The organism is Flammeovirga sp. SubArs3, assembly GCF_947387565.1.
Taxonomy (GTDB): domain Bacteria; phylum Bacteroidota; class Bacteroidia; order Cytophagales; family Flammeovirgaceae; genus Flammeovirga; species Flammeovirga agarivorans.
In genome coordinates this window covers 94,036-107,312 of record NZ_CANDOA010000009.1, presented here as the reverse complement: position 1 = coordinate 107,312, position 13,277 = coordinate 94,036, and the positions used below count along the sequence as shown (strand labels likewise).

Genomic DNA, 13,277 nt, shown 5'->3' with positions numbered 1-13,277 from the left:
TTTTAGAATTTAAAGTTGTAAGTCACTGATGGAACCCACTTAAATAATGCTGTTTGTACAGCCTCTGTTTTTGTAGGGTCAGTTTCGTTAGGTTCAAAGTTGATCATGTAAGCATTCTCTCTACCGTAAACATTGTAGATCGAGAAATTCCAACTGGATTCGAACTTATCTGTTTTCTTTCTTATCCAAGTTAATGCTAAATCAAGACGGTGATAGTCGGGCATTCTGTATCCGTTTCTTTCAGTGTAATAGGGAACAATTTTTCCATCTACCTCATACCTTCCAGAAGGGAAAGTTACAGCATCACCTGTGTAATAAATAAAGTTTCCTGATAAGGTTAATTTAGGGTTGATCTTATAAATCCCCACTAAGCTGATATCATGAGTTCTATCTTGTCTAGCAGCAAACCATTGCCCTTGGTTGATTTCATCAAATTGTTGTTCGGTTCTTGATAGCGTATAACTTACCCAACCTGTAAACCTTCCTTTATTTTTTTTGATCATCATTTCTACACCATAAGCTCGGCCTATACCATATACTAAATCACCTTCGTAATATTCATTCTGAAAAACATTGGCTCCCGTCTTATAATCAATGACATTTTGCATGTCTTTGTAATAAGTTTCGATCGATGTTTCAAAAGTGTTGTCTTTAAAATTACGGAAGTAGCCTAATGAAATTTGCTGAGCTTCCTGAGGCTTCACATTATTTGAACTCATAATCCATGTATCTGTAGGTGAAGATGAAGTAGAGTTCGTTAGCATGTGCATGTATTGGTAGTTTTTATTGTATCCAAGCTTAATTGAACTGACCGAATTCAATAAATAATTAGCAGATAGTCTAGGTTCCCAACCACCATAGTATTGCATTAGATCTCTATCTTGGTATTCTTTCATTCCAATGACCTCTCCTTTATCGTTGAACTCAAACTCTGATCCTTCACCAATTTTTTGGAATAGTGAGTAGCGGATACCATAATTTAAACTTAGACGATTGGATACCTTAAATTCATCTTGAATATATACGGCTCCTTCAATACCATATTGATTGGCTTGTTGTTGTGAATTAATGCCAGTGTTTTCACCCGCATATATATTACCGGGCTGAATTGTATGATGAATAGCGTTTAAACCGAATTTGAACGTATGCTTGTTACTGGCGAAGAAAGTGAAGTCTTGTTTTATATTGATATCATTGATCACCGATTCAAGTGCGATAAGGTCTTCATTTTCGCCGATAGCAAATTCATAATTGTAATCGCTATAGATAATGGATGTATTAGAGAAAACTTTACTTGAGAATACATGATTCCAACGAAGCGTACCTGTCTTATTACCATAATTGATCCCCATGTCCGAGCTCATTCCGAACTTGTCATTACCAAAGTATCCTGATAAGAAAATTCTATCTTTATCTGAAATTCGATAATTCGCTTTTAGGTTTAAATCATAAAAGTAAAGGTCTGAATTCTTGTAGGCAGGGTCGTCTAATAATCCTAAAAATAAATCGGCATAGGTTCTTCTACCCGAAATCATAAATGAGCCTTTGTCTTTTACAATAGGACCTTCAACGGTAAGTCTCGATGCAATGGTTCCAATTCCACCAGTGACGTTGTATTCTTTTGCATTTCCCTCTTTCATCCTAATATCTAGAACAGAAGAAGTACGCCCACCATACTCAGGCATCATCCCACCTTTGTACATGGTAGCACCTTTTATTGCATCACCATTAAAAACAGAGAAAAAGCCCATTAGATGTGATGGGTTGTACACCGGTGCTTCATCAAGTAATACAAGGTTTTGGTCCAAGCCTCCACCTCTAACATAGAAACCTGATCCTCCTTCTCCAGAAGTTTTTACTCCGGGTTGTGTTTGCATCACTTTAATGATATCCACTTCACCACCAAATGTGGGTAATTCTTTTATCGCTTTTGTATCTAGTTTAGTGACACTACCTTCATTTTGAGTAATATTTTGATCTTCCCTTTCCGCAGTAATAACAACTTCCTCTAGACTTTGAGCAGTGGGATTTAGTTCAATACTTATATTGGTATCTTTTGTAAGGCTAATTTTTTGCTCAATTTTATCATAGCCTACATAATGGTATATGATGGTATAATTCCCTTCTGCAATGCTCAATGAGTAATACCCATAAAGATTGGCAGTAGTACCTACACCAGGCAATTCTTTAATAGTTACCGTAGCATAAGGTAAATCTTCTCCATTGGAAGCATCTTTTATTTGTCCGTTAATTGCATATTTTGATTGACTAAATAAGAAAGATGAGCTGAGAAGAAACGTTAAGAGTAAGACAGCTTTGAAATTCATATAAATAGATTAATTATTTATACAAATATTATTTAATGCTGTTTTATAGAGGTTGAAAATCTATGTAAGGCGGACAATTTTGCATATGAAACGGACAGCCTATTTTATGTGAAATAAAAACTAGGCTTGAAGCCATCTTAAAAAATCACTGCTTTTTGCTTTACTCACAATAATTTGTTCTTCAGTGTCAAGTTTTACTTCAACAAGAAGTTTTCTTGCAAAGTATTTAGATACATGATGAATGGCTTTTCTATTGATTAAAAATTGACGATTTACTCTATAGAAATCTTGCCCCAAATCATTTTCCAAAGCGTCTAATGTTTGTTCTGTAGCATATTTTTTCCCCTCAAAAGTATAGAGATACGACACCCCATTTTCTAGTTGTACAAGAGCAATATCAGAAGTATTGATAGGGATGATCTTGTCTCCTTTAAAAATAAGGATATTCGTTTTGGTTGTTAATTGGTTCTTATTGGAAAGATCATTCATTACTTGCTTAAAAGTAGTATCGTTATCCGACTTCGTTTTTGTCAGTCGATGTATTTTATCTAATGTTTTAGTGATTGTATCACTGTCAAATGGTTTTAAGATATAATCAATACCGTTGGCTTTAAAAGCTTCTAATGCATATTCATCATACGCAGTACAAAATACTACAGGGGCATGATTATCTATTTCTTGGAAGATTTCAAAACTTAATCCATCTGCCAATTGGATATCAGAGAAGATAAGGTCCGGTTCAGGATGATGATTGAAGTACTCAATGGTTTCATCAATGGTTGTCAGCTTTGCTTCAATAGTATGTTCGGGACTATAGTCTAGAATTAAAGATTCGAGCTCATCTGCCATTAAGTATTCGTCTTCGATAATTACGATTCTCATTTGTTTATCGTCTTAAAGGTTACTTCAAATTGATTAGACAATGTATTCTTGTGAATGGTTGGTGTATCGATTCCAAGAAGTTGAAATCTCTGTTTTAGATTATCTAATCCTGTCCCAGTGGTCGCTTCATTATTTCTTTTCGGAATAATATTATTGATAAAAGAAATCGATTGATCTTCATTTTGCTTAATCTGTATTTTCAGAATATTTTTTGAAGTAAATGCATTGTGTTTAATCGCATTTTCAGCTAACGACTGTAGGGTAACAACAGGCAAGTAAGCTGTTTTTTGAACTGTATTTGGTAAGTCATTTTCGAAGACGATAGCATTTGCAAAACGAATCTTTTGCAATTCAATATAGTTCTGACAGAATTCGATTTCATCTTTAATCAACGCAAGATCTTTTGATGTTTCTGTGATTGAGAATCGGAGGTAGGCAGAAAGCCTTACAAGATACTCTTCGGCTGTTTTCTGCTCTCTTTTGATTAAAATTTTGAGAGTATTAAGTGCATTGAAAATAAAATGAGGGTGTATCTTATTTTTTAGCTGTTCTTGCTGAGTAACGGATTGGGCGAGTTCCAACCTTGTTTTATCTAATTCAAGTTTTGCCTTTTCATATCTACTAGTAATTAGCCAATACATAATCAGAATAAAAGTATTGTTGGCTGTTGCCCCAATAAATGGGTAGTACTTGAATGCCCCAAAATCAATGGGGTTAATTTCAGCTCGCTTTTTTTGAATGATCATCACTACAAGAAACATAAAGGAGTAAGAAATAAAATACTTCCAGTACTGATGAATTCTTCTTTTTAATTGATGATCCATTAAGTGGAACAACCAAATATTCAGCATCCAGTGAATAAAAATAACTACACTTACCCAAAACAGTGCTTTAAAAATCACGGTGTAACTAAAGCGACTAATATACATTTCTACAATCTCCGTTTGAGGTAAAGAAGAAATGAACAGCATCATAGGCATTATGGTATAAATAGCAATCAGAGGGGAAGTCATGATGGCAATTTTTACCAATTGTCGAAGTTGTGATTTTTCAGCATTAAGAGTATTCATACTTTCAAAGTAATTAAAAGAAGACGTATTAAAGTAATAATCTGATTCTAATTTGAATCAAATTAATTTAATAGTCTCGAAACAATAAAGGGTTATAAACGCATCAAGATCTCCATGGTTTATGTGTATATTAATTGAACCAAACCAAAAACTATCTCAAGTGAAATCTATCAATCTTAAAATCAAAAACAGTAAGGGCATTATGCTCTCTTCTAAATTAGAACTACCAGAACAAAATGAAGTAATAGCTTATGCAATTTTCGCTCATTGCTTTACCTGTAGTAAAAACTTAAATGCTGTAGTGAATATTGCCGAAGCTTTAAACTCTATGGGAATTGCCGTATTGCGTTTTGACTTCACAGGTCTTGGGCAAAGTGGTGGAGAGTTTAGTGAAACAGACTTTTCTTCCAATATTCAAGACTTGGTAGATGTTGCTGAGTATCTAAGTGAAGAATATGAAGCACCCAAGTTAATGATCGGACACTCTTTAGGTGGAGCGGCAGCCATTTACGCAGGAAAGAAAATTGAATCGATAGAAGCGATTGCCACAGTAGGAGCACCATCGGCACCTCATCATGTTCAACATCTTTTTCAACACAGTATTGATGAGATTAAAGAAAAAGGGAAAGCATTAGTTCAGCTAGGAGGGAGAGGTTTTACAATCTCAAAACAATTTGTAGAGGATATTACAAATACCAATATGGAAGAGGTAATGAATACATTAAGAAAGCCTATCATTATTCTTCACTCTCCACAAGACACAACTGTCGAAATAAAGAATGCGGCAGAAATTTATGGATATGCACATCATCCCAAAAGCTTTATTTCTTTGAATGGGGCAGATCATTTATTGACAGAAAGTAAATATTCTAATTATGTAGGAAAAATGATTGCTCAGTGGGTAACCATCTATTTAAGTTAGCTTAGAGGTTCTCTTTGAAGAGTTACCTGCTGAAAAACAGACATTATTCAGTTATCAATTTATTTCTGAATTAGATAGTATAGGTATGAATTATATCTACTCTTTTGAAGGGTATCCTTTGAGAGAAATAAAAGGTGAATTCAAAAAAAGATATAACGCTTATATCGAAGAAAATACATTGTAGTCAGATACTAAAAATAGTAAACCACAAGAGTTCCTGATCTTATCAGTAAACGCTTGTGGTTTTATTTATCCTTTTCTTATAATCCCATCCAGCTCTTTGGTGGTACCAAGATTGAAAATAAATTTTTCATGAAAGCCGACGGGAACCTTAAATAGATTTTGTAAAGGCATTTCTAATATTGAAGCCCATAGACATCGAATCACACCACCATGAGTCACCAGTAAAACTTTTTTGTAACCTGCAGCTCTTAAGGTAGTGATAAACTCTTCGACTCTATGAAATATATCTCTTAAAGATTCTCCGTTTGGTGTTTTTTGATTTACAAAATCGTCCATCCAAGGCTGAAGTTTTTCCTGTGGAATATCTTCCCACTTTTTACCTTCCCAATCTCCATAATCAAATTCCATTAATCGCTTATCCAGTCTTACACCTTCTAGATGAAGTGCCTTTGATAACTTTTGGCATCTACTTAATGGACTACAAAAAATAGTGTCGTAATCTGTATCAAGTTGAATGCTAATTTTAGCGACATCATCAACAAAAGTATCAGCCACATCAACATCTAGTTGTCCATAACAAATACCTTTCTGAACAGCAACAGGAGTATGTCGAATTACATGAATTTCCATATTGAGATAAAAGTTAATAGAGACACACATTCTGCAATTTGCTCTACCGCTCCAAGACAATCTCCAGAATATCCATCAATCCATTTTTCGAAGTACTTTTTTGAATAAAGGTAGGTCACAAATAATGGGAGTAGTACAATAAAGAAATGCCATTGACCAAGAAGAAATAAGGGAGTGATACCAAAGAAATATGCACCAATGATTTCTTTCCACCCATGCTGTTTAGCTATAGGTTTTACTTTACTGGTAGCATCTTCTCTTGAGTAGACTGAAGTAAAAACGATATTAATAGCTGTTAGCCTTCCTAACGCATGATAGCTCACAAAATACAAGGCGATAACGTATGGAGGTTGGTTTTCTAATGTTGTAAATAATGACAGAAGGGAAGTGTATTTTATCAAAAATAATAGCACTAAAGCAATAGCTCCATAGGCGCCCACTCGACTGTCTTTCATAATCTCTAGGATTTTGGTTTTTGTCCATCCTCCTCCAAAACCATCCATTACATCTGCCAATCCATCTTCATGAAATGCACCAGTAGTTAAAACACCTGCAATTAAAGAAAAGACGACAGCGATAGAAGTATCAAATAGAAAGGAACTTAACCAATAAACACCAAAAGAGATGAGACCAACGATCCACCCTATTAAAGGAAAGTACCGAGTGGCTTTATTGATATAATCGGGATCATAATCAAATTTAATAGGACTCGGTATCCTTGTATAAAACATTAGTGATGTGAAGAATATTCGGATTTCTTCTTTCATAAACGTAGTATTAATTTTCTTTATCGCTTACTCCAGCGCTTTCAAAGCTAGCCATTTCATTTAAGAAATTAACGGCACTTTCAATAATTGGATACGCAACTGTACACCCTGTTCCTTCGCCTAGTCTCATTCCTAAATTCAAAATAGGAGAGACATTCAATTCATCAAGAAGCACTTTGTGACCACTCTCATTAGATAAATGACAGAAAATAGCATTCTGAATAATGGCAGGGTTCATTTTATAGGCTACTAAAAATGTATTTGAGGCAATAAAGCCATCGACCAAGATGATCATATTTTGTTCATATGCTTCAAGCATAGCACCACACATTTGTGCCATTTCAAAACCACCAAAAGTAGCCATAACTTCCTCTGCAGAGTTTATTGAACCATGGAAGTCTTTTGCTTTCTGTAGGATATCAATCTTATTTTTTAATTGTTCATCGTCTACACCTGTTCCTCTTCCAACACATTTTTCTAATGGTAAGTCTATTAGACTACTCATAATCATGGCAGATGACGACGTGTTTCCAATGCCCATTTCACCAAAGCCAATGACATTTGAACCCTTCTGAGCCATTTCTTTTACTATAGCTTTTCCATTTTGTAAACAAGCTTCAAATTCTTCTTTACTCATGGCTTTTTCTTCAAGGAAATTTTTTGTTCCCTTGCCAACTTTAGCATTTTTAAGCTGATCATTTACTTCAAAATCGAAGTTGACCCCTGCATCTACGATCTTTAAATCGAAGTGGTTTTGTTGGCTAAAAACATTTACTGCAGCACCTCCATTTAAGAAGTTTAGTACCATCTGAAAAGTTACTTCTTGTGGGTAGGCACTTACTCCACTCTTTGCAATACCATGATCTCCAGCAAAGACCACTAACGATGGTTTTGATAATTTAGGGGTTAATGTATTTTGAATTTTTCCGATTTGAAAAGCTAGTTTTTCGAGCATTCCCAAAGCTCCAAGTGGTTTAGTTTTTAAGTCAATTTTTTGTTGAAGTTGTTTTTCAATGTTTTCCATAATCTTCATTGGAGAGAGTTGTTTGTGAATTTTTTACAGGCCAAAGATAGATAATGAATACAATAAAAAATAGGTTTTTGAACACAATAAACCCCTATCAAAATCATACAATATTCTGATAGGGGTTATATGTTTTTCATCAAAAAAGATTATCAGTTGATAGAAAAATATTTGATGTTAAACAGGTCTTGATTGACCTCATTAAATATCCCTTTTTCTCTATGGTAAACTTTTGCGTTGATTGTAATTCCTTCAATAAGCCATTTGTTTATCTTCGGTTTCAACTCAGTTACCTTTTTGTCCAGTAAGTAAGAGATAATTGGAATATGTGTATTCTTTAAAAACACTTTATTTCGCCTTTTTGTCTGATTACATCATAATAGAACCTTTTCATCCCAATCACTAAAGGCTGACTTTCATGCTGAATTGCATCCAAAATCAACTTATTTGTATTGGACAGGATAAATGTGACTTCTTTGATATTATTGGTTTCAATAACGTCATTGATTTCACTGATAATATCTTTTTCAAAAGAGACAGAATTACCCAAAGATGAATAATAATAATTCTCTTCTTTAAAAGTAGCTTCAATAATTGTTTCTAGATGATCTGTCGGACAGACAAAATATAGATGTTTTTGCATTTTAATTAAGCAACCACTGGGTTGTATGGGAATGATGAATGGTGTAGATCAATTTTCAAGGCACCATCTTTCACTTTATAACCAAAAGTATATTCCACTTTTGCTTCGTTACCCTCTAAATCAGTAAAGAAGTAGTTACCCATAACAATAGCTCTATTTTCTTCAAGAATGATATCAGAATTCTCGAATCTTACTTTTGTCCAAGGGTTAATTGCAAAACCTTTGTCTTCTGCACAAGCACGATCTTCACCTGCAATAAAATAAGATAAAGCTTCAGCTTTTGTTGGTCTAAATTGCTCTACAGCACATTTTGTAGGTTTGAACAAAACAGGACCAGCTTCGAAAGAGTAAAGCTTATCAAGAAATTCATTGGCGAAAGCTTCACATTCTGCTCTTTGCTCTTTTAGTGAACCGATTTTCACTACTCCTGCTCCCCATTCGTTTTGGGCACTTACTACTTGTTCTTTAGTTACCATTTTAGATTAATTAGATGTTTTTGAGATGATCCATAGCGGACCATTTTTCTCGATAAATATATAAATAATTTTTGTTTTTGCGATGGCGTCGCATTTAAATTATAGAATTATGCATTTATCAACACTAATAACTTCTTTTATTTTATTTTTAAGTCTAATAATTTGATGAACTCATCTCTTAAAGCGATATCATTAAATTTTCCACCATATTCTAAGGTTACAGTTGAACTGGTTTTATCTTTTACTCCTCGAGAAGACACACAAAGATGTTCAGCATCTACAATAACAATGATATCTTCCGTCTTTAAAGCTTCTTTCAGTTCATTATAAACCTGAAGAGTCATTCTTTCTTGTACTTGAGGACGTTTGCCGTAGTATTCTACTATTCTGTTAATCTTTGATATACCAATGACTTTACCTGAAGAAATATAGCCGATATGTGCTTTTCCGACGATTGGTAAAAAATGGTGTTCACATGCAGAAGAGAAGGTAATATCTTTCTCAATCAGCATTTTATCGTACTGATACTTGTTGTCGAATACTGATAAGGAAGGTTTATTTTTAGGGTCTAAGCCAGAAAAAAGTTCTTTTACATACATTTTTGCAAATCGGTAAGGGGTTCCTTTAAGACTATCATCTGATAAATCTAATCCTAAGGTTTCCATAATACCTGCAAAGTAATCTTGAATGATTTCGATCTTTTCTTTGTCTGTTTTTGCAAAAGCATTAGGTAGCATAGGTGTATCTACACTCGTCATGATATGGTTGTCTCCCTCGGCTTCTATTTTTAATTTCTCTTTCTTTTTCATTTACTCCATTCCTTCGATAAATTTCAATTTCTTTTCTTCAATATCATAGCTTCTGTAGAAGCAAGCTTTTCTATTCTCCCCCTGTTGATCGAATGTATGACAAACGCCACTACCCATCAATTCTACTTGATAGATAATAGCGTCTTGATCACAGTCCATCATAATGTTTTTCATCTGAAGGTAATTGCCAGAAGTTTCTCCCTTGGTCCATAATTTGTTCCGAGAGGTGGACCAAAAAGTGGCTTTTTTACTTTTTAAAGTATAGTTAAAAGCCTCTTCATTGGCGTAACCCAGCATAAGTATTTGTCCGGAGTCATACTCCTGTACAATGACGGGTAACAATCCACCTCTCTTCTCAAATTGGAGTTGGGGGATAAGTTGCTCTTCTAATGCAATTTTTGAACTGTCTTGCATTGTAATGTCTTATTGAATATTTAATACAAAAGTTAAATCAAAATCAGGATCACTAGTTTCAGCAGTAGATGTTTCAGTTTTAAGACCACTAGGTTGGTGCATTAATCTTACTCTGAATTCACCTCTGTTTAAAGCTTCTGAAGTGGTCCAAGTTGTTTGTAAACCTACAGGAAGATCGTTTTCATCTTTATCATCATAGTTGATTGGATCACTAGCATTATCGATGTTACCGTCTCCTGTTGGGTCTGAAAAAGCACCTTCAGTAAATGCATAGAAGAATTGGTGTTCATCATCTTCTTCTAAGATTTCAGCACCGATATCTTCACCATGTTCTTCATGTTCTTCTTCGTCATGGTGCTCTTCTTCCTCCTCCTCTTCATGTTCATCATGATCATGTGCTAATGTGTTTAAGATCTCATAAGTAAGTTTATATGTCTTATTTGCATCTAATGTAATCTCATCTTTGATTTCAAGAGGTTTTACACCTTCACCATCTTCATCTTGAGCAGAAGCAGTTACTACATCATTAGCATCTTGTGTATTAGTGAAAATTAATTTTACATCTGTAATGGTCTCATGATCATGCTCTTCTGGTGGAATATCTTCACTGTCGTCACAACTTGTGAAAGCGAAAGTTGATATTGCAAAAAGTGCAATACTGCTTCTTTTGAAAATGCTTAAAGTTTTCATTTGTTTTTTATTTAGCGTTGAAATTATAATTGATAGAGAAGAGGAAATTTCTTCCCATTTCGTCTGCGAAGTACCTCATGCTGTTGAGGTAATTTCTGTAACGAGTATTAAATACATTATGCACTGCGATGTTGGCAGTAAAATCCTTGATTTTAAACCCATAGGATATATCAAATAAGAAGTATCCTTCTGGTGCATCTTTAAAATCGAATATTTCTGAAGTAGGAGTTATTTCGACTGTTCCATCTATGATACCTTCTGGAGGAACAGTTCTTGGAGCTTGGAATTGTTTGAAAGTAAAACTTGGTCTAAGAGATAAATGAGAAGATTCAACGATCCAAAATGGCTTCAAATTACAATTCAGTTCATAATGTGTTGTAATTGGAGGCTGATTGATGAGAGGTTCATTATCTTCACTATTTTGTGACCATAGGTAGCTAATACCAAATGTGCCTGTTAATGAATTAGACCACTGTCTTTGCCATGTGAAATCACTTCCTATAAAAACAGCATTTGCCTGATCAAAAATAAATCCTGGCATAGGACCTCTGATAGTCCCTAATACTCCGAAAGGTCTTTCAAATACATAGTTTTGGATGTAATGTGAATAAGCAGTAACCGTATAAGTATTATCACCACTTTGGTGCTTTAGTTCATTAATCCACTTATATCCTTTTTCGGGTTTTACATTACTTTCAGCTAAAGGTTTTACTTCATCGGTATTTATACTGCCATTTTCATCGAAACCATATCGAAGCATACCATAAGTAATTTTAAATCCATGCTGACCAAAGCTGTAAAGTTCTTCTACATTTGGAGTACGCCATGCTGTACCCAAGTTTGTTCTGAAAGTAGTATTGTCATTGATCTGACGGATGTATCCTAATGATGAAGTGACATTGACATAACTGTATTCATCTCTAAATACATTTTGGTAAATATCTCTACCTCTTACATTGTTATTTTCATAATCAGCTCGAATACCAACCTCAAAGGTATTTTGATTTCGTTGAAAACTTTCAATGATAAAACCACTCACTCTAGTAGTGTTATAATTAGGAATAAAGGCTGTAGTATTTGTACCAGGGTTGTTGTTGTTATCCTGAGTAAATAGCTGAGCTCCAATGATTCCATCTAATTGAAGCCAATTTTTATGATTCCATTCTAATTGATAATCTGAAGTTGTTAAGTCAAGGTCAATAATGGGAAGGTCAGCATTTCTTCTTACATCAAACTCTTTTCTTTTATTGATTTGTCGACCAACTCTAAACGTAAGTTTTTCATCATCTGAAATCCACCAATTTACTTCACCTTTCAGCAGGTGATGTTGAGTTAACTGATTTGGTTCGTTAATATCATAAGAAAAAGGACGTACAATAAGCGGTACATCAGAATTGATGGCCTTAATAAAAGAATCGCCAGTTTCTGCAACTGAAGCTCTTAATAGTGCTAAGTTCTGATCGATAAAACTATAGTAACCTTTAACATCAAAATTCCCAAATTTATATTTTAATCCAGCGTTGAAAGATTTTTCTTCTTTTCCTGTATTTGTTAAAGAGTAATCAGGAGCATGTCTATCACCAATTCTAGAATAACTACCTCCAACATGATAGCTAAGGTTATCAAAACCTTCATTTATTTCTGTATTAAAATTATATCCTTTACCATTGGTTTGATACCCCGTTCCGGCACCAATATGTAGTGGCCGATTAAAATTTAGTGGGTTTGCATCGATTACAATTGCTCCTCCTAATGCTTCAGGGCCATAACGAACACCAGATGCTCCTTTGATCACCGTTACGCTATTCGCTGAAGTAATATCTATTTCAGGAGCATGGTCTGATCCCCAATTCTGGAAGCCGTGTTTTAAGCCATTATTTAATACTAGAACCCTATTTCCGTACAATCCATGGATAACAGGAAGTTGTACATTATTACCTGCAGAAGTAAAAGAAACTCCATCAATATTGGTAATAGCAGAAGCTAATGTTTGTGTTGGGTTAAGGGCGAGTGATTGTCTATCTACTACATCTTGTGCAATACTAACAGTACCGGTTTTTTCTTCTACATCTGTTACAGTAACCTCATTTAGAGCAACAACATCTGGTTTTAAATAGATAACAGAATTGTTTTTGTGCTCTTTTTGCACAGAACAAGTAGCATCACATGTGGTGTTACAATAGCCATTACAAGTAATTTCTAAACAATTGGTGACCTCACATAATCCAGTTAATTGGAACTTACCCTCGTTGTCTGTAAGGGTATAATGCTTTGTTCCTTTTATACTAACAACTACAAAAGGTAATGCTTCTTTTGTTTCAATATCAAGGATTGTTCCTTGCAATTTATAATCACAATTGCCTGAAGCCTGTGAGAAAACGAGGAGACTTGAAAGTTGAAAGAGAAAAAGAAGAAATAGCTTTTTCATTAAAAAAATTGT

The 13,277-nt window shown here is 34.4% G+C and carries 13 protein-coding genes; 1 reads left to right on the top strand and 12 read right to left on the bottom strand.

The features are described from left to right. Positions 1–2 precede the first annotated feature (2 nt). The 3 genes from QL232_RS21710 to QL232_RS21700 all read right to left on the bottom strand — a co-directional run bounded on the left by QL232_RS21710 (position 3) and on the right by QL232_RS21700 (position 4,279). Positions 3–2,327, bottom strand: a complete 2,325-nt coding sequence (locus QL232_RS21710; RefSeq protein ID WP_281615750.1) for a TonB-dependent receptor — start codon at positions 2,325–2,327, stop codon at positions 3–5. A gap of 120 nt (positions 2,328–2,447) precedes the next feature. After that, positions 2,448–3,209: a LytTR family DNA-binding domain-containing protein gene (locus QL232_RS21705; protein ID WP_281615749.1), complete on the bottom strand. Its 762-nt coding sequence runs from the start codon at positions 3,207–3,209 to the stop codon at positions 2,448–2,450. After that, a complete protein-coding gene (locus QL232_RS21700) occupies positions 3,206–4,279 on the bottom strand; it encodes a histidine kinase (protein ID WP_168885181.1) in 1,074 nt (357 codons plus the stop codon). Before QL232_RS21700 ends, QL232_RS21705 begins: the two co-directional genes overlap by 4 nt. Positions 4,280–4,439: 160 nt before the next feature. On the opposite strand from QL232_RS21700, the gene QL232_RS21695 reads away from it, so the two are divergent. Continuing rightward, positions 4,440–5,201, top strand: a complete 762-nt coding sequence (locus QL232_RS21695; RefSeq protein ID WP_281615748.1) for an alpha/beta fold hydrolase — start codon at positions 4,440–4,442, stop codon at positions 5,199–5,201. A 249-nt stretch (positions 5,202–5,450) separates the two neighbouring features. Here QL232_RS21695 and cobC read toward each other — a convergent pair whose 3' ends face one another. The 9 genes from cobC to QL232_RS21650 form a co-directional block, all read right to left on the bottom strand. After that, on the bottom strand, positions 5,451–6,014 hold the full coding sequence (gene cobC, locus QL232_RS21690; RefSeq protein ID WP_281615747.1) for an alpha-ribazole phosphatase: 564 nt from the start codon (positions 6,012–6,014) through the stop codon (positions 5,451–5,453). Continuing rightward, the gene (gene cobS, locus QL232_RS21685; RefSeq protein ID WP_281615746.1) at positions 5,999–6,781 is read right to left on the bottom strand and encodes an adenosylcobinamide-GDP ribazoletransferase; all 783 of its coding nucleotides are present in this window, start codon (positions 6,779–6,781) and stop codon (positions 5,999–6,001) included. Before cobS ends, cobC begins: the two co-directional genes overlap by 16 nt. A gap of 10 nt (positions 6,782–6,791) precedes the next feature. After that, positions 6,792–7,805 carry a nicotinate-nucleotide--dimethylbenzimidazole phosphoribosyltransferase gene (gene cobT / locus QL232_RS21680; RefSeq protein ID WP_281615745.1) on the bottom strand — a complete coding sequence of 338 codons (1,014 nt, stop codon included), beginning with the start codon at positions 7,803–7,805 and terminating at the stop codon, positions 6,792–6,794. Positions 7,806–8,142: 337 nt separating this feature from the next. After that, positions 8,143–8,448, bottom strand: a complete 306-nt coding sequence (locus QL232_RS21675; RefSeq protein ID WP_281615744.1) for a hypothetical protein — start codon at positions 8,446–8,448, stop codon at positions 8,143–8,145. A 5-nt stretch (positions 8,449–8,453) separates the two neighbouring features. Beyond that, positions 8,454–8,924: a phosphoribosyl-AMP cyclohydrolase gene (locus tag QL232_RS21670; protein ID WP_281615743.1), complete on the bottom strand. Its 471-nt coding sequence runs from the start codon at positions 8,922–8,924 to the stop codon at positions 8,454–8,456. A gap of 137 nt (positions 8,925–9,061) precedes the next feature. After that, entirely contained in the window at positions 9,062–9,733 is a 672-nt protein-coding gene (gene folE / locus QL232_RS21665) for a GTP cyclohydrolase I FolE (protein ID WP_281615742.1), read from the bottom strand. Beyond that, the gene (hisI, locus tag QL232_RS21660) at positions 9,734–10,147 is read right to left on the bottom strand and encodes a phosphoribosyl-AMP cyclohydrolase (protein WP_281615741.1); all 414 of its coding nucleotides are present in this window, start codon (positions 10,145–10,147) and stop codon (positions 9,734–9,736) included. 9 nt (positions 10,148–10,156) lie between these two features. Then, positions 10,157–10,837 carry a hypothetical protein gene (locus QL232_RS21655; protein ID WP_281615740.1) on the bottom strand — a complete coding sequence of 227 codons (681 nt, stop codon included), beginning with the start codon at positions 10,835–10,837 and terminating at the stop codon, positions 10,157–10,159. Between the two features lie 7 nt (positions 10,838–10,844). Then, a complete protein-coding gene (locus QL232_RS21650) occupies positions 10,845–13,265 on the bottom strand; it encodes a TonB-dependent receptor (protein ID WP_281615739.1) in 2,421 nt (806 codons plus the stop codon). Positions 13,266–13,277: the final 12 nt, after the last annotated feature.

Coding starts and splice junctions, on each gene's coding strand:
- QL232_RS21710 (WP_281615750.1), bottom strand. CDS start 2,327: ATGAATTTCAAAGCTGTCTTACTCTTAACGTTTCTTCTCAGCTCATCT.
- QL232_RS21705 (WP_281615749.1), bottom strand. CDS start 3,209: ATGAGAATCGTAATTATCGAAGACGAATACTTAATGGCAGATGAGCTC.
- QL232_RS21700 (WP_168885181.1), bottom strand. CDS start 4,279: ATGAATACTCTTAATGCTGAAAAATCACAACTTCGACAATTGGTAAAA.
- cobC (WP_281615747.1), bottom strand. CDS start 6,014: ATGGAAATTCATGTAATTCGACATACTCCTGTTGCTGTTCAGAAAGGT.
- cobS (WP_281615746.1), bottom strand. CDS start 6,781: ATGAAAGAAGAAATCCGAATATTCTTCACATCACTAATGTTTTATACA.
- cobT (WP_281615745.1), bottom strand. CDS start 7,805: ATGGAAAACATTGAAAAACAACTTCAACAAAAAATTGACTTAAAAACT.
- QL232_RS21675 (WP_281615744.1), bottom strand. CDS start 8,448: ATGCAAAAACATCTATATTTTGTCTGTCCGACAGATCATCTAGAAACA.
- QL232_RS21670 (WP_281615743.1), bottom strand. CDS start 8,924: ATGGTAACTAAAGAACAAGTAGTAAGTGCCCAAAACGAATGGGGAGCA.
- folE (WP_281615742.1), bottom strand. CDS start 9,733: ATGAAAAAGAAAGAGAAATTAAAAATAGAAGCCGAGGGAGACAACCAT.
- hisI (WP_281615741.1), bottom strand. CDS start 10,147: ATGCAAGACAGTTCAAAAATTGCATTAGAAGAGCAACTTATCCCCCAA.
- QL232_RS21655 (WP_281615740.1), bottom strand. CDS start 10,837: ATGAAAACTTTAAGCATTTTCAAAAGAAGCAGTATTGCACTTTTTGCA.
- QL232_RS21650 (WP_281615739.1), bottom strand. CDS start 13,265: ATGAAAAAGCTATTTCTTCTTTTTCTCTTTCAACTTTCAAGTCTCCTC.